The following is an 18,862-nucleotide window of genomic DNA, read 5'->3' on the forward strand; positions in this document are numbered from 1 at the left end:
AAAATGAGAAAGTCGCTCTCAATTTATGCGGTTGTGTTGCTGGCGTGTGCCTGCACCCCAAAGGAAGACTCAGTGGAATCGAATCTACCCGATATGTCGGCCGTACGGGCCAATCTTTCATTCACGTGCGTCCATGAGGCCGAACACCTTGCACCGCTTGATCCGAAGGCAGATCAGTTGTTTCAGTATGGACGGTATTTACAGAAACTTGATGGTCCAAAGGATTTCAATGAGATCGTTCGATACTATCGAATTGCTGCAGCGTATGGCCACTATAAGGCTAATTCCAATGCGCAGAAATTGATTTCTCAAGGGATGGCCAATTCCCCGGATGGAGCAAAGGAAACTGTTGAGCTTGCAAAAAAATTAGTCAATGATGGCGTTCCTGGTGGCTATTACGACATCGGGCACTACCTTGAAATAGGCTATGGGTTAAAGCAAGACACCGAGATGGCCTTGCGGTATTTCAGGAAGGCGGCCGACTTGGGAAATCCTGAGGCCCAAACCTACGTCGCTGAGCAACTTGCGCCACACGATCGGGCTCCCGATATTGCTAGGCAGATGCGACAGTGCGCTACTGATCAAGGCTATGGCGAGGCTGCCGGGGTGCTCGGAATTAATCTTCAGGAGCAAGCAAATTATCAAATGGCGGTGAAAATATTTCAGTCAGGAGTGCGGGCCGGGGATGTAACCTCTGCCTCGTATTTAAAAAATGGATTTGTTTCTTCGTCGCCCAAAGACGAACTCTATTACTTGGGCCTCTCGGTGGATACCGAGCGATCAAAGCGCTACGAAGCTATCTGGAAATTCCTGACCGATCATGAAACCAGGAACCCCAAGGTTCTCGATATCGACAAGATCGTTCCATTGCCACCCGCGAAGCTGCCACCTTGGGACGGCACATTCCAATGGCAAAAGGAGCAAGACGCAGCTACGCGGCCTCAGAAGCCTTCGGATGAGTTCATCAACGAGATGGCGAAGGCCAAGCACCTCGATCCCGCGACCGGGTTGCCGCTTCCGGGATCGGCAGACAAGACGTCACAGGTCGAGCAACCGGAAAATGTCGCATCCCGCCTGCCGTTGGGTGCAGTGGCGCGCACCGGCCAACCTTGTCCGGAAGACGGCGTGTGGTGCGCGAAACTCGGTAGCGGTCAGGTCGGAGATACGCAGCGCCGGTTTCTGAAGGGAGACGCATTGCCGTCCGTCGTCGTGCATGAACCGAGAAAGCTGGCGATACTCGACAGCATGATGGGTACGCGCCAGCACGTCGAACAGGTTTCGTGGGAACTTGTGGCTTACCTTGATCAGGTTTGATCGACTCATCCCACAATGCTGCGTGGCCGCAATTGCTAGCTCGATTGCGGCCACGCGAAACAGGCTCGATCAACCATGCGCAGAACGCGTATCGTCCTCCTGATTTCGTGTCTGCTGGCAGCTTGCTCGAAGAGCGAAAATGCCCCGAGTCCGTTACCTGATGTGAGCGCGGTACGTCTGAATCTGGCCTTCGCCTGCGTCCACGAGGTCGATCATCTGCCCCCTCTCGATCCGGAGGCGGATAAATTATTTCAATACGCCCGGTATCTTGAGAAAGAAGAAGCGCAGAAAGGTCTCAACGACGTCGCTCGCTACTACCGGATTGCAGCAGCGCTCGGGCATTACAAGGCCAATCACAATCTACAAATTCTTATTTCGTCCGGGGCAGCGTCGTCACCTGACGCCGAGAAGGAGAGTGTCGAGCTTGCCGAGCAGTTGATCACGGCGGGTGTCGCTAGCGGATATTACGATATTGGCCACTACCTGCTGAACGGCTATGGCCTCCAGCGCGATGAAACTGCCGCGCGCCGGTATATTCGTAAAGCGGCTGATCTGGGCAGCGCCGATGCTCAATATTACGTTGCGAACTTGCTTGATCCGGCCGACGCTGCGCCCGACATCGCTCTTCAGATGTTTCAATGTGCAGCGGAGCAGGGTCATGCCGAGGCGGCGAACTACCTTGGCGTGAGTCTTCAGACCGACAAGAAATTCAGTGATGCTGCCAAAGCATTTCAAATGAGCGTCGCGGCAGGCAGCAGTCAATCGGCGCTCTTGCTCGAGAGCGCGTTTGATGTAAATGGTGGGAACGACCCGGTAAGCAATCTTGACGTTCACGTTGATCCTGAGCGTGTTCACCGATACAACGTCATCGGAAAATTTCTTCGAGCCAATGACGGCCGTAACCCCAAGGTCCCCGACTTAGACAAGATCGTTCCGTTGCCGCCTGCAAAGCTCCCGGCGTGGGACGGCACATTCCAGTGGCAAAAGAATCAAGACGCCGCCACACCGCCCCCGAAACCCTCGGGCGAACTCATCAACGAATTGGCAAAAGCCAAGCATCGCGACCCCGCGACGGGACTACCGCTTCCCGGCAGCCCGACATCGCACGGCTGATTACCTCATCGACCCCGGAGTCCACATGAATTCACCCACTCGGCCCGCCTCATTACCCGGCGCCGCCGCACTCATCGCAGCGTTCATCATCACGCTGCTGTTTCTATCCGGCCTCTACGCGCAGTGGACGAGGTTCTCGTTGGACACGCGGATGCTGGCGTTGCAACTGGCCAGTTTCATCCAGAACCTGGTATTTCGAACCGGCCTGGTTTATCTGATTGTCCGATGGCACGGGGAGCATCGCGATCAGCTTGCGTTTCGTCGCCCCGCGAGGCTGCTCGCGAGCTATGCGTTATGCCTGCTGGTCTGGCAGATCGCACAGATATTCATCGTCCAGGTGGTGCTGCTGAGTCTGGTCAGAAATGGCACCCATCTGACGGTCATCTTGAACCTCATCGCGCCGGTGAGCGCCGCCCTTTATGCGCTCGTAGCCTGGTTTGCGTGGCGGCTCGTCACGCGCATGTTTCGCAACGATGCGTTACCCGAGGCGCCACGAGGTCGCGCAGCGCGGCCCATTGCCGGCCTCGCGGCGTGGCTGTTCGCCTGCGTATGTCTGCTCTTGATGACGACGACGGTGCCGATGTTGCTCGACTATTTTGACGATGACCTCGCGCGCATGATGTTCGGCTACGTTGGCGCGGTTGCCGTTCCCGCGGCATTGGTCTTTGCGGGAGCGCGACTCGGCCTGCCACGCGATCTCGTGCGACTGCACGGCTGGCGTTTGCTGGGCGCGTCGCTCGCGGCGATGGCATCCACCTCGGTGGTGTTCTATTTGGCGGTGCAGTTGCTTGGCGGCATGCTGGGGACGGGCGTGCTGTCCGGAATGATGGCGATCGTTGTTCTTGGCTGTGCCTTTGTGGCTTGTTGGGTGTGGTTCCGCGTGTTCTACGCGTCCGTGAGCCGCGACACGGTTGACACCCCGCAGGGCATGCCGTCGCCGTAGCTTCAGGTTGTCGCGCGCGAGTCGTCTGAGGGGCCGGATCGAATCGGAACCATGACAAACTGAATCGCACCGGTTCCTTCCTGCCGGGTCGCCGCGCAGGTGTGCGCGACGGCGGCAGCGCGTATAGTGAGGCTAGCCTTGTCGCCGGTTCCATGGAACAGTCCTCGCATTCAGGCGTGACATCGTCCGGGCGTTGGGGCGTGCGGGGGCATCGATGCCCCGGGTCGGCAGGTGGATGTGTCGTCGACTTTGAAGCAGGCAGTGCCCTGGGTTGCACGAACCGGATCCGGACGAAACGGCGCCCCCATGAAAATCGATCGCAGCTCCATTCCCTGCTACCTCATCCTTCGTGCCGGCTGGCCTCCCTATGTATTGAATGCGGACCGCCTGGTGCTCCGCCGCGAAGCGAGCCCGATGTTGCGCGCGTTCGCACGCGCGCGCGGCGGGTTCGCGCATGTCGATGACGTCGCGTGGAACGTCTTCTCCGCCGCCGAGGGCCTTTCGGTGGCCGAGCGTCGTGAGACCGGGTTCTTTGCGCTGATCAATGGAACCGAGACAGAGCATCAACTGGGTTTGCTGGCCACCCTCTGATGTCGCCGCCGGGATGGCCGTGGTCGACGAATGCGCCTCCCGTCGAAGCATCGATCAGTGACGCCCGGACGGCGGCGGCGCATTCCGCCCGTCCGCCGAAAGCGCTTGACACACTCTGTGATGACACGTACTGTCGGTTGGTGAAGTATTCAAGAAGCGCGATTGCTGCTCATCACCGACCGTAGCCTGCGGTATTCGTTGTCCTCCCCCTCCTTGATTCTTTTCTCGAACCCGTCAGGGTGCGCTACGCACGTTCATTTTCAGGAGATCTAACATGGATACCGGTACCGTCAAGTGGTTCAACGATGGCAAGGGCTTCGGCTTCATCACGCCCGACAAGGGCGGCGACGATCTGTTCGCGCACTTCTCCGAGATTCGCGGCGACGGCTTCAAGACCCTCGCCGAAGGCCAGAAAGTCAGCTACGAAACGAAGAACGGCCCCAAAGGCCTGCAGGCATCGAACATCACCCCGCTGTAATCGCCCAGAGCCGTCCGCCTCGTTCACGGCGCGGCGCGCAATCGCCGCATCTTGCGCTACGTGCCGCCGTCGCGGGCGCCACGTGTGCCGATGCTGGCCCGGCAGGGCCAGCCGTTGCGCATCGGGATGTCGAGCCCGCGTGCACATCTGTGCGCCAGCCGCTTTCGCAGCGTGTACACGATCGGACGAGCAGCGCTCATCGGATCGTGCACACCGCGCAGCAGGAGAATCGCATGACCCGAAGTCAGTCACGCAGCAACAAGGCGCCGCCGCGCGTCAAGCCGGCCGTGGTGCTGCCCAAGCTCGGCACGGCACTGAACTGGGTGCCGCCGAAGTCGGCCCTGGATACGCAATCGCGTCCGAAGAAGCGCACGCCGGCTCCGTAATAGCGATCCGGATCATTCCGTCAGTCGAGAGGCGGCCACCGGCTGCTTCGCCAGGAGAGCGATTCTGGCGACGCCGGCCCGATCGTGACCGTCTTCGTCGGGACAAGGCGACGCGCTCCGCGCGACACCTTGCAACCCGACATCGTGCACCTGCGGCGCGTCCATGGGTTTTGTGCGTCATCCGGAATAAGTTGGACGGTCGGCAAATGATGCGCGTATGATGGGTTCATCCGGTCGACCCTGGTAAGCCGGTCGCTCGCTCCTCCCTCTACCCGTTTGCTGCATCGCCCCACCTCCGCGCTGCAACGTTGTCCCTTTCACCTCACTGGCCCGCCCCGCAACGGGGATACTGGCCGGCCCTGTTCGCCCGTGCGATTCGTCGCGGCCGGACGCAGGAGCTTGTCATGAGCATGCATATTTACCGTGGATTCGAGATCTATCCACTGATTTACCCTCACGCGCCGGCGCTGGATGGCAGCCCGCACAACTACGATGCCGGCTTCGATGCGGCAGTCAAGATTTGCCTGCACGGCGATACGCTGACGCACAGCCAGACTTTCAGGTTGCGCGACAACGCCCCGTTCGGCAGTGCCGGCGATGCACGTCGTGCTTCGCTGCGCTACGCGGAAAACATCATCGACGACAATCGCGACAAACAAGGCTTCTTTTCCGGCAAGCCTTGAGGCAAACCGCCAAGGCAACGCGATGTGTTGTCAATTCGGAGGACGAAATGATCATCGATGAGCTGCTCGGCCTGATCAGGCGGCATGAGGTCATCAGGACCGACGCCATCCTGCCCACCGGAATCGGCGATTCAGCGCGGTGCCATCAGCAGGAACTGCAAATGTTCGTGGCGGTACGCGCGTTGTCGATCGGAGCCGGATATTCGGAGTTCGAGTCCGACGAGATCGCGAGTGCCGTCATGACACGACTCGGCTAGTGTGCCGTTCAACCATTCGAAAACAGGATCACCATGACAACCGTTACGCTGAAGGTCAACGAACCGATCGATGTCGCGCTGCGACGATTTCGGCGCGATATCGAGAAAACCGGGCTGATTCGGGAGTTGCGCAGTCGCACGGGCTATGAAAAGCCCACGACGGAACGCAAGCGGAAAAAAGCGAGCGCCGTGGCCAGACAGCGCTTGCGCGCGAAGCGCATGTTGCCGCCGCGCAAAATGTACTAGGAGGGCATCATGTACACCCTGCCGGCCGAGGCGCCCCCGTTTTTCCCGCTGACCAAATGCCAGGTCGATCTCGATCGGCAGAAGGACATGGTGACGCTGCTGCCGAGCTTCTATGCGTTCGGATGCGAGTACACCAGCCGCGGTTTTCTGATCGGACGCGACGATGCGTTCAAGTTGATTGCCGCGCTAGAGAAGGCGCTCAGCGTCCAGGGATGAGCTGACGACGACACGCTCGCGAGCATCGACAACCCAAGGGCGAACCATGCGTGTCACGACGAAGTACGTGGATCTGCTCTATTTCCTCGTTGTATTGCAACTCGTGACGCAACGGAAGACGCACGAGTGGTTGTCGTCGTTTCAACTCGTCGAATCGCTGCAAGGCTGGCTGGTTATCCATCGTGCGAAATGCGATTGGCGCGATCGTGTCTGGATAGGCCATGCTTCGCTTCAGATCGCGAAGGCGGCCCGCCCGGTCGACGACGCTGAATCGACGAAGACGGGCGCGCCACGGGATGCGCTGGCAGACCGGTCGAGTTTGCGGATGAAGTGCATCCGCTACCTTCGGGAGCATGTCTGAGCGTGGTCGCGCTCGCACGGGCGGCACGCGGGTGCCGGTCGGCGTCGAGCTGGCGTCGGTCATGCGGAATCGTGCATGCGGCCACGCCGCTACACCGCCACCCACGCAAAATCCTCCTTCAAATGCTCCAGCCGCTGCGGCCGCTGATACAGATACCCCTGCGCATACTGAATCCCGACCGCATGCAGCGCGCGATGCTGCGCTTCTGTTTCCACGCCTTCAGCGATGATCTTCAGGTCGTAGTGATGCGCCACGGACGCGATCCCCTCGATCAACCCGGCACTGCCGCCGTTCAGTTGCGAGACGAACTGGCGATCGATCTTCACGTAGTCGAACGGAAAGCGTGACAGCAAGTCGAGATTGCTGTGATGCGTGCCGAAATCGTCGATCGCGAACTTCGCGCCTTTCGCTCGCAGCGCATGGAACATCGCGGTGGTGCGCGCATTCTTCTCGAGCAGGATGCGCTCGGTGACTTCGAGCACCAGCGTAAAGCCCGGCGGCAGCGCGCGGATCGCCTCCTCGACGACGGACACGAACCGTGTGCGCTCGAGATCCTTCGGCGCGATGTTGATGGCGATGCGCAGCGGCGCGCAAGGCGTCAGCGCGGACAGTTCCGCCACGGCTGTCCGCAGCACGAATTCGGTCACTTTCGGCAGCACCGCGCTCGATTCGACCTGCGGGATGAACACGGCCGGGCTGATGGCCCCCCACTTGGGGTGCTGCCAGCGCAACAGCGCCTCGACGCCGACGGTCCTGCGCGTCTCGACATCGACGATCGGCTGGTACACGACGTGGAGCTCGTCGCGCCTGAGTGCGTTTCGCACGGCCTTCAGCAGCAGCCGGCGCGGCGCCATCGCGAGCAGGTAGGCCGCCATCACGAGGCCGTCCGCCAGCAGCACGATCGTGATGCCGATCAGCCGATAGTGCTGCCGGACCTGCGACGCATAGTGCGCGGATGCGGCAACCCGCACCGTGAACGGCCAGCGGGGGGACACGATCGTGCTTCCGCCTGCTGGTTCGGTGGCCGACTCCGGCGTGAATTTCCCGTGCTGGTCGAGATGGCCCGAACCCGCGATCGACAGCGTCGCGGTTTCCGTCCCGTAGCGGGCGCCGTGCGCGAGCGCGTCGGCCACGTAGTCGCCTTCGATCAGGTAGAGCACACCCGCGCCGGGTGCAGTCGCGTAAAACACGGGCAGCACCGGGATGCCTTGCTGGAACGGCGTCTGGCGCAGCAGCGTGACGAGCGTCGAGCCCGGTTCCGGCTCGTGGGTATACGCGCCGAGCGGCAGGTCGATCGCCCCCAGCGCCGACGAACACATGACGCGGCCCTCGTGCACCAGCGCGACGGCGCGCAGATAGCGCAGGCGCGTGCCTATCTCGGCGAGCGTCCGGAATACCGCCGGGCATGGCCGCCCGACGAGCGCGGTCAGTTCGTCCACATGCCGCAGGCGCGCGCCGTCCAGGATGCGGTCCACCGAGGCCACGATGTCGCTCGCGATGACGCGTTCATGCTCGGTGACGGTATCGCGCGCGTAGCGGTCGGCAAGTGCGATCGCGAATGCCGGCACGAGCACGCAAACGATTACGGCGGCGAAAAAGGCGACCCGCGGCCATGCGCCGCTACGCTGGAAAACGGCCTTCGAGCCTGGCGTGAACGCTGACATTCCCGCGGTCGCCTTGGGTGTTGTGTGTATGGAGAGGCGAGTCGAACCGGTCGATACACCCGGCGCATGCGTCATGCCGGGTTCGGGCCATGCGCGGTGCGTGCCGGTATCGCAATGCGATCGATGCTACGGTCGCGACGGGCATCTGCGGCAGACCCGGCGCAATCGGCCAATCATTCCGGTGACTTGCCTGGATAAACATGGGCATGCAGCACATGTATATAGACGTAGCACACCGAAAAAAACCCCCGGCCGCATGGTCTTGCGGCCGGGACAAAAAACACCGTCTCTTGGCACGAGGATGGTGCGCGGCAAGTATAAGATGTGATGAGAGATTGCGAAATATTGTTATTCAACTATTGGTGTAGTTTTGTCATTGTGTCTCGACAGGAAACATTCTTTCGGGATGCTGTCTTCGTCGACTTGCCGACGGCCTGCGACCGGTCGCCGCGCGATACGGTCGCACGTCTCGCCGGAGCTTCGGGATGGAAGAAAATACCGCGCGCACGGTCATCGTGACCGATGGCGCAGCCGCTGCCGACGGCGGTTCGCTGTGGATCCGGATTGCCGTGAACGGGAACGCCAGCAACTACTCGCTCAACCGCTCGCTCGCTGCGCGCGGCACGCCGCGCTACAACACCATCAGCGGTGAACATGGCCCGCTTTCGAAAGGTGAACGAAAGGAACTGCTCGCGCTGCTGCGCAGCATTGCCGATCCCGCGATGTGGGCCGGCATGGTCGGCACGTTCGTGCAGGTGCTGCAGACGTCCGGAGAGGAGTGAACGATACGGCGCCGGCGCGCTTCAGAAATCGTTGCGCATCTTGCGCAGCAGGTCACCGCCCGACTGGTGCGTGTCCACCGCGGTGAGCACATCGGTCAGGAACCACGGCAGGTTCAGTTGCGTATTGGCATCGCTGACGCATACGCGGATCGGCGGGGCTTTTGACGGCGAGCGCGCGTCGGGCGTGGCGTCGCGGGACGGCACGCAGTTTTTCGCGTGCACTTGAACGAGCGCCGGCTCGGCGCTGCCGGACGGCGCACCGGCGGCGGCCGGCAAGCTGGCGGCGGCCAGCAGGGTCAGGACAGCGACAGCAGCAACGGGTTTCATGGGATTCTCCGGCGATGCTCGTTCGACCGCGCGGGCGGACGCGAGTTCGTCGGCGGCACGCTAGCGCGCCGTGCTCAGCCTCGCGCGACGTTCGCGGCCCGTGCCGGTTGACGGCTGCGCCACTGCTGCGGCGATTCGCCGGTCCAGCGCCGGAAGGCGCGCGTAAAGGCGCTGTGTTCCGAATAGCCGAGCAACCAGGCGACTTCCGCGAGCGTCAGCCGCGGGTCGTTCAGATGGTCGATCGCGAGCCGCCGCCGCGTGTCCTCGCGCAGGATCCGGAAGTTGAGCCCGAGTTCGGCGAGGCGTCGATGCAGCGTGCGCGACGACACATGCAGGTCCGCGGCGATCTGTTCGAGGCTCGCTTCGCCCAGCGTCAGCAGGCGCGCGACGGCTTCCCGCACCGACTGTTCGAGATCGTCCGTCTGCCGCAGCTCGGCAAGCAGCGCGCTCGCCTGGCGTTCCATCATCTGCCGCAGCGCGTCATCCGGCTGGCGCAGCGGCTGCATGAGCAGGTGCAGCGGGAACGCGAGGCGGTTCACCGGCTGGCCGAATCGCACCGGGCAGCCGAAATAGTCGATGTACGGTCGTTCGTCGCCGGGCGACAGATGCACGAAGCAGACCTCGTCGGGCCCGTGGTGCGTGCCGGTGATGTTGCGTGCGAACTGGACGATGGCCGTCAGCGCCACTTCGTCGACGAGCGGGCCGAGCGGTTCGGGCGCATCGTGCCATTCGATCGCGACCGACGTCGCCTCGACCCGCACCTCCATGCGCGCGACATTCGCGATCAGGTGTTCGTACTGCTGCCAGCGCGCGAGTGCGGCGCCGGCATCGCGGCACGCATGCAGCGCATAGCCAAGCGCACCGAGATGGGCGGGCGTGATTCGCTGGCCGACGTGCAGGCCGAGCAGCGGATCGTCGAGCGCGCGCACCGCGCATTCGAGCAGGCGCCGCCAGTGAGCGCTCGCATACAGCGTGAGCCCGCGATCGTCCTCGGGCGGGCGCGCCTCGCCGAGCACGCGCGCGGCATCCTTGCCTTGCTCGGACAGATAGTCGAACAGCAGCCGCACGTAGGTGCTCGAGTAGTAGACGCGCTGCGTCGATAACGGGGAGGCGGCGGGCATGGCGGAAAGTGTCAAGTAATCGTCGGCAAGTGTCAACGCGGGACGACCCGCGCACGACCATACTGCCGGTCAGTTCTTGATCGAGGCCGCGAACATGCCGACCGAGTTGATGACGTGGCTCCATGCGTTCATGGGTAGCGACGTGGACTGGAAGCAGGTGCTGCTGATCGGCATGACGCCGGTCTTCCTGATCGCGTTCGCGATCGAATACGCGGTGATGACGGGGCGCGGCCGCCGCGAGCCGTTTCGCTGGAAGGAGATCGTCGCGAACCTGTCGCTCGGCGCCGGCTATCAGGTGGCCGAGACCGTGATGGGACTCCTGTTCACGGGCGCGATCTTCGCGTGGGCCTATCGGCACCGGCTGTTCGACGTGCCGGTGAACGGCTTCACGATCGTGCCGATCTTCGTCGTCGTGGAGTTCTGCTACTACTGGTTTCATCGCACGTCGCATCGCGTGCGCTGGTTCTGGGCCGCGCACGTGCCGCATCACAGCGGCGAAGTGATGAACTTCACGACCGCGATGCGGCAATCGCTGCTGAACGCGTTCGTCGGCGTGTTCGTGTTCTACCTGCCGCCGGTGTGGCTCGGCATCCCGCCGGCCGTCGTGCTGTTCCTGCTCGCGGTCGATCTCGCGTACCAGTACTTCGTGCATACCGAAGCGATCGGGCGGCTGCCGCGCGGGTTCGAGTACGTGTTCGACACGCCGTCGAACCATCGCGCGCATCACGGCCGCAATCCGCGTTATATCGACAGGAACTACGGCGGCGTGCTGATCATCTTCGATCGCCTGTTCGGCACGTATGTCGAGGAAACGGAGCCGGTCGACTACGGGATCACGCAGCAGATTCGTTCGACCAACTTCCTGGTGCTCAACCTGCACGAATTCGTCGACATGTGGCGCGACGTGCTCGCACCCGGGCCCGTCCTGCAGCGGCTGAAACACCTGTGGATGCCGCCCGAATGGGAGCGGCCGGGGCATCGGCCGATCCATACGTGGAGTATCGAGCGCAAGGGCGAGGAGGAGGAGGCGACAACCTCGCGTGCGATGCCCGACGAGGATGCGTCGGCGCCAGGGCGCAAGATCGTACAAGCCACCGGTACGCGATCCGGCTAACCTGCGTGCTTTCCTCGGCGAAAGGCGCGGCGGGCAATGACGAAGAAAGTATTCTGGGACGATCCCTACCGGACGACGCTGGATACCGTCGTCAGCCACGTCGACGGCGATCGCGTGCGGGTGGATGCCACCATCTTCTTTGCGTTTTCCGGTGGGCAGGAAAGCGACGCGGGGTCGCTGGGCGGCTATCCGGTCATCCAGGCCGACAAGCAGGGCCTCGACATCGTCTATACGTTGCCGCACGATCATGCGCTGAGTGTCGGCGATCGCGTGACCTGGCGCATCGACTGGACGCGGCGGTACCGGCTGATGCGTCTGCACTTCGCGGCCGAAATGGTGCTGCAGCTGGTCTATCGGCTCAGGCCCGGCATCGAGCGCATCGGTGCGCATATCGGGCCGGACAAGGCGCGCATCGATTTCGCGAGCGACACGAGCGTGGCGCCGCTGTTTCCCGAGATCGAATCGGCCGCGGCCGACCTGTCGAAGCGCGACCTGCGCATCGTGACCGATTTCAGCGATGTCGATGCGCAACGGCGGTTCTGGCGTGTCGACGGCTTCGCGACGATGGCGTGCGGCGGCACGCATCCGGCGTCGACCGGCGAGATCGGCATGCTGACGCTCAAGCGCAGGAATACCGGGAAAGGCCAGGAGCGGATCGAGGTGATGCTGGTCGAGCCGGAGAGCGCCGGTGGGTAGCGGGGCGAGCGGGCTGCGTGACACACGCTGCCCGCGTCACTTCACTGATACCCGTAACACTGCTTCAACCCCGCGTAGTCATAGAAGTGGCTGCCCGGCGCGATCTTCGCGCCGTCGCACGCGGCCTGGAAATCCGTTTCGCGCTCGTTGTACAGCATCTTCACGATGAGTCGCGAGCCGTTGCGATAGACATCCCACTGCATGTTCGCGGCCATCGGCGACACCTGATCACCGCGCCACGGATTGCTCGCGTACGTGTACGTCTGCGCCTGCGGCGTCGGCACGAACACGTTCTTCAGGTTCATGATCGACGCGAACGGAATCACGATCTCCGCGTGCGTGAAGCGCAGCTTCGCGGCGCGGGTCAGGTCGCCGCGCGCGATCGCATCGACTTCGCCGAAGAAATCGTCCTGCAGCACCTTCGCCATCCGGTACGTGACGGGGTTTGCTTCCTGGATGCCGGGGCCCTTCTGGTAGTAGTCCTCGGCATCCTGCAGATACGCGAGATACTGCGCCTGCTCCGCGCCGATGTACTTTTCCATCGTGACGCCGCCGGTTTCCGCGGTCATCGCGGGCGCGACCTGCAGCAGGTTGTACAGCACGTTTACCGCATCGACGGCCGTCGCGATCTTCGTCTTGCCGTCGCCCTTCAGCGTGTTGGTGAACTTGCCGTCCGCCGACGTGAATGCATAGGTGCCCGTGTTCGCGAACGTGTAGCCGTCGGTGCCGAGCTTCGCGATGAAGGCCTGCGACACGAGCGCGGACAGCACCGTCTGCGCGACGTCGGCCGCCTGCGGCGCGGCCTTGATCGCGTTGAGCTTCGCGGCCACCGTCGTGTCGCTCGCATAGGCCTGGTATGCCTGGCTCGCCTGGTAGGTCGCGTAGTACGGATTGCTCGTATCGGTCACGAGATCGGTGGCCGGCTTCAACGAATGGAAATACAGCAGGAAGCGGTTGGTGCCGGCCGGCGGCGCGACCGGCGCGTTCGCGGGATAGCCGGACGGCGCGGCGGGCAGCGTGATCCGCCGTGGCCAACGCCGGCTGCGCGGCCACGAGCGACGCGGAGAAATACGTCGAGCTGTCGACCGCGCGATCCTGGCCCGAGTTGACGACGACGACCTGCCGGTTGCCGGCCGCGAACAAGGTGGGCAACCGCTGCGCGAGCCGCGCGGCGAGTTGCTGGTGTTCGCGGATGCCGGTTTGCGTGAGATTGCCGTACCCGGGCGTCGAGATACCCGCCACGCCATAGCCGAGCAGCGCATTGGCCTTCATCATCGCGACCGTGTCGGCCTTGAGCTGCGCGCCGAGCGCGGTCAGTGCGCCGTCGGCCTCGGCCTTGACCAGCATCGCGTAGATCGCGCCGTCGTACTTGAAGCCCGACAATCCACGCGAGCCGTGGCGCGCGACGAGTTCCGTATAGACGGGCGCGTAGCCGGCGGGCGGCGCTTCGTACGTCGCGGCGTCCTGCTGCGGACGGTACGGCGTCTTAGTCTGGTAGTAAGTCGCGGGTGTCGGCTTGGGCTGAGGCTGTGGTTGCGGTGCAGGCGTCGAACCGCTGTTGTCGGCAGCGGCCGCGGGTGGTGTCGAGTCGTCCCCGCCGCAGGCAGCGAGTAGCAGGCAGGTAATCGCGAGGGCGGTGGCGGTGCGGATCGGGCGTGTCATCGTGGCGGGCAACGGGCGGGACGATGCAGGTTCGCGTCGTCCCGTCTCCGGGAGTGATCGGTCAAGCCCGGAAGTGTTGCAAGCGACTTTGACAGCAGAATGTCAGGATTCGGCCGGGCAATCGTCGGATTGCCGCCGGATCGAGGAAGGCCGGCCACTGCCGGCCCGTGTGCCGGTGTTCAGTGCAGGCCGGCCGATGCGATCGAGCGCACGGTGTCGGTGATGTTCACGCAGCGCGACAGGCCGAAATGCTCGGCTTCGCGGCGCTCCGGTTCGCTGCTCGCAATTGCCACCGCGCGTTCGGGCGGCACGCCGAGCGCCTGCAGCGCGACGTCGAACGGGTGCTGACTTGATCCGGAGTCCTGCTGATTGGCGTCCGTGACGACGACCGAGAAGCGGTCGAGGTTCGCGCGGCCGAACTGGCCTTCGAACATGTCGCTGAGCCGTGCGGCCGGCAGCGTCGTGACGAGACCGAGTCGATATCCTTCTTCCGATGCTCGGTCGAGCCACTGGATGATCGCGTCGCGTTGATGGCGCGATTCATGCGAATCCGGTGTTGCTTCGATTTGCGCGAATGCTGCGTCGAGACGGGTGACGATGGCTTCGATAACCACGGTGATTCCTCTTCAGAGACGTGATGATCCGTTCGCCGACGGGAATGCCACACACCTTAGCGTCGATCCGGAAATCGCGACCAATTAATATTTATATCCGACCCATATGATTCGACTAATGAATGGGACGTCGCGCCAATGTGGGCGTGGGATGCATGTCGCACGGCCTGTTTCGCGCGAATCGCATCGTATCGACGGCCTTCGATGTGATGCACCAGATTCGCGCACGCAATGAATGCACCGTGCAAGTGCAAATGAAAAAACGGCATATCGAGCGATGCACGCCCGACATGCCGTCTTGCGATGCTGCGTGTGAATCGACGTGATCAGTGCAGCTTGATCGACGGCTGGTTGCGGCTTTGCAGCCAGTGGCTCAGCGACTGGAACAGCGCACGCTTCACGCCGACCACGCTGAACAGATGCTTGCGATACAGGAACTTGTACAGTCCGATCGCAGCCAGCCCGTCGACGATCAGCGAACGCGAGCGCACGCTGATGTCGGCCTGGTACACGGCGCCCGCATGCCCGAGCGACACGACGGTGCCCGCATCGCGGAACGTGAAGCCCGCCACCGGCTTGCCGGCGACGCGCCGCGCGAACGCGTTGACCAGGTACACGGCCTGTTGATAAGCGACCTGCGCGCGCGGCGGCAGGAAGCCGTTCGCGCCGCCCGTCGGGCACGCGGCGCAGTCGCCGAACGCATACACGTGCGGGTCGTCCGGCGTCTGCAGCGTGTCGGTCACGATCACCTGGTTCGAACGGTTGAGCGCGATGTCGCCGATCTGCCGCAGGAACGCGGGGCCCGCCACGCCGGCCGCCCAGATCGTGATGTCGCTCGCGAGCCGCTCGCCGGTCGAGGTCGTCACGGCATCCGCGCCGACTTCCGCCACGCGGGTATCGGTCAGCACGTCGACGTTCAGCGCGCGAAGCTGCGCGTGCATCTTGCCGGACAGCCGCTCGTCGAGCGCCGGCAGGATGCGCGGGCCGCCTTCGATCAGCCGGATGTGCACGTCGCGCGCGGACACCAGCGCCTTGAAGCGGTACGTCGTCAGTTGCTGGATCGCATCGCGCAATGCCGCTGCCAGCTCGACGCCCGTCGCGCCCGCACCGATCACGTTGATGCAGATCGGCGCCGCGCGCCGCGCGGGCTGCTGCTCGGCCAGGTGATTCGCCTTTGTGCACGCCGCGAGGAACTTCCGGCGGAAGTCCTCGGCCTGGTCGAGGTTTTCGAGTGGCAGCGCGTGGCGCGCCGCGCCCGGCACGTTGAAGAAGTTCGTCACGCTGCCGACGGCGAGCACGAGATCGTCATAGTCGAGCTCGCGCTGCGGCAGGATTTCCGTGCCGTCCGCGTCCTGCACGGCCGCGATCGTCGCCGTGCGGGCCGCGCGGTCGACCTGCTGCAGCGCGCCCTGCACGAAGCGGAACCCGTGGCGCTTCGCTTGCGCCGCGTATTCGATCGTGTGCGAGGCCGGGTCGCGATGGCCCGATGCGGCTTCGTGCAGCAGCGGCTTCCAGAAGTGCGTCGGATAGCGGTCGACGAGCACGACTTCGGCTTGTCCGCGGCGTCCGATCGTATCGCCGAGACGCGTGGCGAGGTGCAGGCCGCCGGCGCCGCCGCCGACGATCACGATGCGCGGCAGGCGCGGGGCGCGGTCCGTTGCAAGGTTGGGCGTGGTGTTGTCCATGTAGGGCTCCCGCTTTAATGACGATTCGGATGACATTGCTCAAGAACCGACGATATAGTTTCGAACCTACTCGAACAATTTAATGTTTATAAGCGACTCATATGTATTCACTTATAGGAAAGACCGCGACGTTCCGGCAGCTGAAGGCGCTGGACATGATTGCGCGGCTCGGCAGCGTGTCGCGGGCGGCCGAGGAACTGAACCTGACGCAGCCGGCCGTGTCGCTGCAGGTTCGCCTGCTCGAGGAGGCGGTGGGCGCCGCGTTGCTGCAGCGGGTGGGGCGCGGCGTGCAGCTGACCGCGGCCGGCGAGATCGTGTCGCGCTATGCGCGCGAGATCCTGCATCTGTGGAGCGAGGCCGGCGACGAAGTGGCCGCGCTGACGGGCGATCTAGGCGGCACGCTCCGGATCGGCGCGATCACGACGGCCGAGTACCTGATTCCGCCGCTGCTCGTGAAATTCACCGCGACGCGTCCGCATGTGAAGACTTATTTCAAGGTGGGCAATCGCGACGACATCATCCGCATGCTCGCCACGCATGAAATCGATCTCGCGGTGATGGGCAGCGCACCGAAGGAACTGCGCACGCATGCGGTCGAGTTCGCGAAGCATCCGATGGTGTTCGTCGCGGCGCCTGGCCATCCGCTGATGCAGCGCAAGCGCGTCGCGCTGAAGGATCTCGAATCCGCGCACCTGCTCGTGCGCGAACGCGGCGCGGGTACCCGCTCGACGGTCGAGAGCCTGTTCAAGAACGCGGGTTACCGGTTCCATGTGGGCTCCGAACTGTCGAGCAACGAGGCGATCAAGCAGATGGCCGAAGCGGGGCTCGGCGTGGCGTTCCTGTCGCTGCACGCGTGTGCACTCGAACTGCGCACCGGGCTGCTCGGGCAACTGCCGTTCCCCGGCAACCCGATCGAGCGCGAGTGGTATGTGGTGACGCTCGCCGACCGGCGCATTTCGCAGGTCACGGGGCTGTTCCGCGACTTCCTGATCAAGCAGGGCGCGCCGGTGATCGACGGCGCGACGGTGGCGCCGCACGAGCGGCGGCGCAAGTAGGCTGATGCGTTGACCGGCCGGTCAGACGAGCCCGAAGTCGTCGTTGCTGTCGGGGATGGATGCGAGCAGCCGTTCGAGCCGGGTCCAGCCGACGATGCGCAGGCACCAGGCGGCGATGGTGGCGAAGGCGGTGCGGTCGTTGCGGGGGCCGGATGAGGGGCGATTGGCGGCGGAAGGCGAGCGCGCGGTGAACGCGGCGCGCGGCGCAAGGCACTGATGGGGCATGACGGTCTCCGTAGGTGTCGGATGGGGCCATCGTAAGCGGCGCGGCGCCCGCCGGCGCACACGCAAGGATGGCCCTGAGCAGGAATGGATGATCTTTTTCTGCCCGACCGGTGCGGGCCGCCGGCAGGCCCGGCAGGCGGCCCGAAAACGCGTCACAATGCGCGTTCGACATCCCGATCCACTGGAGGAAGGCCATGAGCGATGCGATTCTCGCGGCGCCGACGGACAACGGCGTCCCGGTCAGCCTGCGCTCGAGCCGCGGGCTCGGCTGGCAGGGCTTCGGCGCGTCGCTGCTGGCCATCCGCGCGGGCACCTACCGGATTCCGGCGGCCGACCATCACCGGATCGGCGTGCATATCGGGTCGCCCGTTCGCGCGGATTGCGTGTGCGACGGCGAGCGCGTGTCGCGCATCCAGGCGCATGGCGACGTGGACGTGATTCCGGCCGGCCTGCCCGGCCAGTGGACCGACAGCGCCGACTGCCAGATCCTCCATATCGCGCTCAGCGACACCTTCGTGCGGCGGACCGTCGAGCAGCTCGAACTGAAGCCGTCGCAGGGGCAGATCCGCCGCCGGCTGCAGGTGCGTGACCCGCGCCTGCAGCACATCGCGTGGGCGATGGCCGCCGAACTCGAAGCGGAAGACGCGTCGGATCCGCTCTATGCGGAAAGCCTGTGCACGGCGCTCGTCGCGCGGCTGGTCGACGGCCAGCCGGCGTTCCGCGAGCGCCGCCGCACGCTCGCGCCGAAGGCGGCCGCGCGCGTGATCGACTACGTCGAAGCGAACCTGGAGCGGCGCATGACGCTGGCCGAACTCGCGGCGCTCGTGTCGATCAGCGTGCCGCATTTCAAGGTGCTGTTCCGCGAAACGCTCGGAATGCCGGTGCACCAGTACGTCGTGCGGCGCCGGGTCGAGCGAGCGAAGGCGTTGCTGCTCGAAGGCCGGCTCAGCATCAGCCAGATCGCGCTCGAGGCCGGGTTTGCGCATCAGAGCCACATGGCGAACTGGATGAATCGCGTGCTGGGGGCGACGCCGACCGAGATTGCGCGGTCGGGGGCAACGGGCGGGCTGCGGCTCGCGTATGACGGCGAAGGTGGCGGGCGTGACGCGTAGCGGAGCGATGGCGCGGCACCGGAGATGAGTCGTCGCGCCGGATCCCGGGGCAATTGTCCAATCGGCTCCTGGACTGTTTTCGCCTGCGCCCTCGGCTAGAGGCAGACCGTACGATTCGACGCGGAAGGCGAGGCAGCGGACGGCCCGCATGACAGCCGCCAGCCAATCCGCCATCCTTTCCTGCTGGTTTCATCCCTCCTTGCGCGCCGTTCCCTTC

At 64.0% G+C, this 18,862-nt stretch carries 22 protein-coding genes and 1 pseudogene; 16 read left to right on the plus strand and 7 right to left on the minus strand.

Features of this window, described 5'->3' with window-relative positions; genetic code table 11:
- Positions 1-3: 3 nt before the first annotated feature.
- The 11 genes from LGM89_RS34990 (at position 4) to LGM89_RS35040 (ending at position 6,588) form a co-directional block, all read left to right on the plus strand.
- A complete protein-coding gene (locus LGM89_RS34990) occupies positions 4-1,314 on the plus strand; it encodes a sel1 repeat family protein (protein ID WP_179254935.1) in 1,311 nt (436 codons plus the stop codon).
- A 75-nt stretch (positions 1,315-1,389) separates the two neighbouring features.
- Positions 1,390-2,427 (plus strand): sel1 repeat family protein, encoded by a 1,038-nt coding sequence (locus LGM89_RS34995; protein WP_319001529.1) that lies wholly within the window; start codon positions 1,390-1,392, stop codon positions 2,425-2,427.
- 25 nt (positions 2,428-2,452) lie between these two features.
- Entirely contained in the window at positions 2,453-3,370 is a 918-nt protein-coding gene (locus tag LGM89_RS35000) for a hypothetical protein (protein WP_226275528.1), read from the plus strand.
- A gap of 306 nt (positions 3,371-3,676) precedes the next feature.
- Positions 3,677-3,961 (plus strand): hypothetical protein, encoded by a 285-nt coding sequence (locus tag LGM89_RS35005; RefSeq protein WP_089497979.1) that lies wholly within the window; start codon positions 3,677-3,679, stop codon positions 3,959-3,961.
- A 274-nt stretch (positions 3,962-4,235) separates the two neighbouring features.
- Positions 4,236-4,439, plus strand: a complete 204-nt coding sequence (locus LGM89_RS35010; RefSeq protein WP_089457341.1) for a cold-shock protein — start codon at positions 4,236-4,238, stop codon at positions 4,437-4,439.
- 233 nt (positions 4,440-4,672) lie between these two features.
- Complete coding sequence (locus LGM89_RS35015) at positions 4,673-4,825, plus strand: hypothetical protein (RefSeq protein ID WP_179254934.1); 153 nt, start codon at positions 4,673-4,675, stop codon at positions 4,823-4,825.
- A gap of 404 nt (positions 4,826-5,229) precedes the next feature.
- Positions 5,230-5,508, plus strand: a complete 279-nt coding sequence (locus LGM89_RS35020) for a hypothetical protein (RefSeq protein ID WP_226275529.1) — start codon at positions 5,230-5,232, stop codon at positions 5,506-5,508.
- Between the two features lie 47 nt (positions 5,509-5,555).
- Positions 5,556-5,765 (plus strand): hypothetical protein, encoded by a 210-nt coding sequence (locus LGM89_RS35025; protein ID WP_089443608.1) that lies wholly within the window; start codon positions 5,556-5,558, stop codon positions 5,763-5,765.
- Positions 5,766-5,798: 33 nt separating this feature from the next.
- On the plus strand, positions 5,799-6,011 hold the full coding sequence (gene rpsU / locus LGM89_RS35030; protein ID WP_006754722.1) for a 30S ribosomal protein S21: 213 nt from the start codon (positions 5,799-5,801) through the stop codon (positions 6,009-6,011).
- A 9-nt stretch (positions 6,012-6,020) separates the two neighbouring features.
- Positions 6,021-6,227 (plus strand): hypothetical protein, encoded by a 207-nt coding sequence (locus LGM89_RS35035; protein WP_089497976.1) that lies wholly within the window; start codon positions 6,021-6,023, stop codon positions 6,225-6,227.
- Between the two features lie 67 nt (positions 6,228-6,294).
- Complete coding sequence (locus tag LGM89_RS35040) at positions 6,295-6,588, plus strand: hypothetical protein (RefSeq protein ID WP_226275530.1); 294 nt, start codon at positions 6,295-6,297, stop codon at positions 6,586-6,588.
- An 89-nt stretch (positions 6,589-6,677) separates the two neighbouring features.
- Here the strand turns inward: LGM89_RS35040 and LGM89_RS35045 are convergent, their stop codons facing one another.
- Positions 6,678-8,252: an EAL domain-containing protein gene (locus LGM89_RS35045; protein ID WP_226275531.1), complete on the minus strand. Its 1,575-nt coding sequence runs from the start codon at positions 8,250-8,252 to the stop codon at positions 6,678-6,680.
- 485 nt (positions 8,253-8,737) lie between these two features.
- Between LGM89_RS35045 and LGM89_RS35050 the strand changes: the two genes are divergently transcribed.
- Positions 8,738-9,034, plus strand: coding sequence for a hypothetical protein (locus LGM89_RS35050; RefSeq protein WP_226207464.1), 297 nt, complete (start codon positions 8,738-8,740; stop codon positions 9,032-9,034).
- Positions 9,035-9,055: 21 nt separating this feature from the next.
- On the opposite strand, the gene LGM89_RS35055 is transcribed toward LGM89_RS35050, so the two are convergent.
- Positions 9,056-9,361: a hypothetical protein gene (locus LGM89_RS35055; protein ID WP_226275532.1), complete on the minus strand. Its 306-nt coding sequence runs from the start codon at positions 9,359-9,361 to the stop codon at positions 9,056-9,058.
- A 74-nt stretch (positions 9,362-9,435) separates the two neighbouring features.
- Positions 9,436-10,482, minus strand: a complete 1,047-nt coding sequence (locus tag LGM89_RS35060; protein ID WP_226275533.1) for an AraC family transcriptional regulator — start codon at positions 10,480-10,482, stop codon at positions 9,436-9,438.
- 94 nt (positions 10,483-10,576) lie between these two features.
- Between LGM89_RS35060 and LGM89_RS35065 the strand changes: the two genes are divergently transcribed.
- Positions 10,577-11,596: a sterol desaturase family protein gene (locus tag LGM89_RS35065; protein WP_226275534.1), complete on the plus strand. Its 1,020-nt coding sequence runs from the start codon at positions 10,577-10,579 to the stop codon at positions 11,594-11,596.
- 36 nt (positions 11,597-11,632) lie between these two features.
- Positions 11,633-12,292 carry an alanyl-tRNA editing protein gene (locus tag LGM89_RS35070; protein WP_226275535.1) on the plus strand — a complete coding sequence of 220 codons (660 nt, stop codon included), beginning with the start codon at positions 11,633-11,635 and terminating at the stop codon, positions 12,290-12,292.
- A 41-nt stretch (positions 12,293-12,333) separates the two neighbouring features.
- Here the strand turns inward: LGM89_RS35070 and LGM89_RS35075 are convergent.
- The 3 genes and pseudogenes from LGM89_RS35075 to LGM89_RS35085 form a co-directional block, all read right to left on the minus strand.
- Positions 12,334-13,954 (minus strand): annotated as a pseudogene (locus tag LGM89_RS35075) (histidine-type phosphatase).
- Positions 13,955-14,133: 179 nt separating this feature from the next.
- A complete protein-coding gene (locus tag LGM89_RS35080; RefSeq protein ID WP_089497968.1) occupies positions 14,134-14,568 on the minus strand; it encodes a phosphatase in 435 nt (144 codons plus the stop codon).
- A 326-nt stretch (positions 14,569-14,894) separates the two neighbouring features.
- Positions 14,895-16,253: an NAD(P)/FAD-dependent oxidoreductase gene (locus tag LGM89_RS35085; RefSeq protein WP_226275536.1), complete on the minus strand. Its 1,359-nt coding sequence runs from the start codon at positions 16,251-16,253 to the stop codon at positions 14,895-14,897.
- A gap of 101 nt (positions 16,254-16,354) precedes the next feature.
- On the opposite strand from LGM89_RS35085, the gene LGM89_RS35090 reads away from it, so the two are divergent.
- The gene (locus LGM89_RS35090) at positions 16,355-17,308 is read left to right on the plus strand and encodes a LysR family transcriptional regulator (protein ID WP_046548935.1); all 954 of its coding nucleotides are present in this window, start codon (positions 16,355-16,357) and stop codon (positions 17,306-17,308) included.
- A 21-nt stretch (positions 17,309-17,329) separates the two neighbouring features.
- On the opposite strand, the gene LGM89_RS35095 is transcribed toward LGM89_RS35090, so the two are convergent.
- The gene (locus LGM89_RS35095; protein ID WP_226207470.1) at positions 17,330-17,533 is read right to left on the minus strand and encodes a hypothetical protein; all 204 of its coding nucleotides are present in this window, start codon (positions 17,531-17,533) and stop codon (positions 17,330-17,332) included.
- Positions 17,534-17,727: 194 nt separating this feature from the next.
- Between LGM89_RS35095 and LGM89_RS35100 the strand changes: the two genes are divergently transcribed.
- A complete protein-coding gene (locus LGM89_RS35100; RefSeq protein WP_089443599.1) occupies positions 17,728-18,645 on the plus strand; it encodes an AraC family transcriptional regulator in 918 nt (305 codons plus the stop codon).
- The last annotated feature ends 217 nt before the right edge of the window (positions 18,646-18,862 follow it).

Origin of the sequence: Burkholderia sp. AU31624 (assembly GCF_020420065.1) — a bacterium.
Taxonomy (GTDB): domain Bacteria; phylum Pseudomonadota; class Gammaproteobacteria; order Burkholderiales; family Burkholderiaceae; genus Burkholderia.

Bases quoted from the DNA above. Each gene is read 5' to 3' on its own strand.
- LGM89_RS35035 (WP_089497976.1), top strand. From the start codon at position 6,021: ATGTACACCCTGCCGGCCGAGGCGCCCCCGTTTTTCCCGCTGACCAAA.
- LGM89_RS35010 (WP_089457341.1), top strand. From the start codon at position 4,236: ATGGATACCGGTACCGTCAAGTGGTTCAACGATGGCAAGGGCTTCGGC.
- LGM89_RS35050 (WP_226207464.1), top strand. From the start codon at position 8,738: ATGGAAGAAAATACCGCGCGCACGGTCATCGTGACCGATGGCGCAGCC.
- LGM89_RS35090 (WP_046548935.1), top strand. From the start codon at position 16,355: ATGTATTCACTTATAGGAAAGACCGCGACGTTCCGGCAGCTGAAGGCG.
- LGM89_RS35085 (WP_226275536.1), bottom strand. From the start codon at position 16,253: ATGGACAACACCACGCCCAACCTTGCAACGGACCGCGCCCCGCGCCTG.
- LGM89_RS34995 (WP_319001529.1), top strand. From the start codon at position 1,390: ATGCGCAGAACGCGTATCGTCCTCCTGATTTCGTGTCTGCTGGCAGCT.
- LGM89_RS35015 (WP_179254934.1), top strand. From the start codon at position 4,673: ATGACCCGAAGTCAGTCACGCAGCAACAAGGCGCCGCCGCGCGTCAAG.
- LGM89_RS35045 (WP_226275531.1), bottom strand. From the start codon at position 8,252: ATGTCAGCGTTCACGCCAGGCTCGAAGGCCGTTTTCCAGCGTAGCGGC.
- LGM89_RS35100 (WP_089443599.1), top strand. From the start codon at position 17,728: ATGAGCGATGCGATTCTCGCGGCGCCGACGGACAACGGCGTCCCGGTC.
- LGM89_RS34990 (WP_179254935.1), top strand. From the start codon at position 4: ATGAGAAAGTCGCTCTCAATTTATGCGGTTGTGTTGCTGGCGTGTGCC.
- LGM89_RS35095 (WP_226207470.1), bottom strand. From the start codon at position 17,533: ATGCCCCATCAGTGCCTTGCGCCGCGCGCCGCGTTCACCGCGCGCTCG.
- LGM89_RS35025 (WP_089443608.1), top strand. From the start codon at position 5,556: ATGATCATCGATGAGCTGCTCGGCCTGATCAGGCGGCATGAGGTCATC.
- LGM89_RS35060 (WP_226275533.1), bottom strand. From the start codon at position 10,482: ATGCCCGCCGCCTCCCCGTTATCGACGCAGCGCGTCTACTACTCGAGC.
- LGM89_RS35000 (WP_226275528.1), top strand. From the start codon at position 2,453: ATGAATTCACCCACTCGGCCCGCCTCATTACCCGGCGCCGCCGCACTC.
- LGM89_RS35055 (WP_226275532.1), bottom strand. From the start codon at position 9,361: ATGAAACCCGTTGCTGCTGTCGCTGTCCTGACCCTGCTGGCCGCCGCC.
- LGM89_RS35070 (WP_226275535.1), top strand. From the start codon at position 11,633: ATGACGAAGAAAGTATTCTGGGACGATCCCTACCGGACGACGCTGGAT.
- LGM89_RS35005 (WP_089497979.1), top strand. From the start codon at position 3,677: ATGAAAATCGATCGCAGCTCCATTCCCTGCTACCTCATCCTTCGTGCC.
- LGM89_RS35020 (WP_226275529.1), top strand. From the start codon at position 5,230: ATGAGCATGCATATTTACCGTGGATTCGAGATCTATCCACTGATTTAC.
- LGM89_RS35065 (WP_226275534.1), top strand. From the start codon at position 10,577: ATGCCGACCGAGTTGATGACGTGGCTCCATGCGTTCATGGGTAGCGAC.
- rpsU (WP_006754722.1), top strand. From the start codon at position 5,799: ATGACAACCGTTACGCTGAAGGTCAACGAACCGATCGATGTCGCGCTG.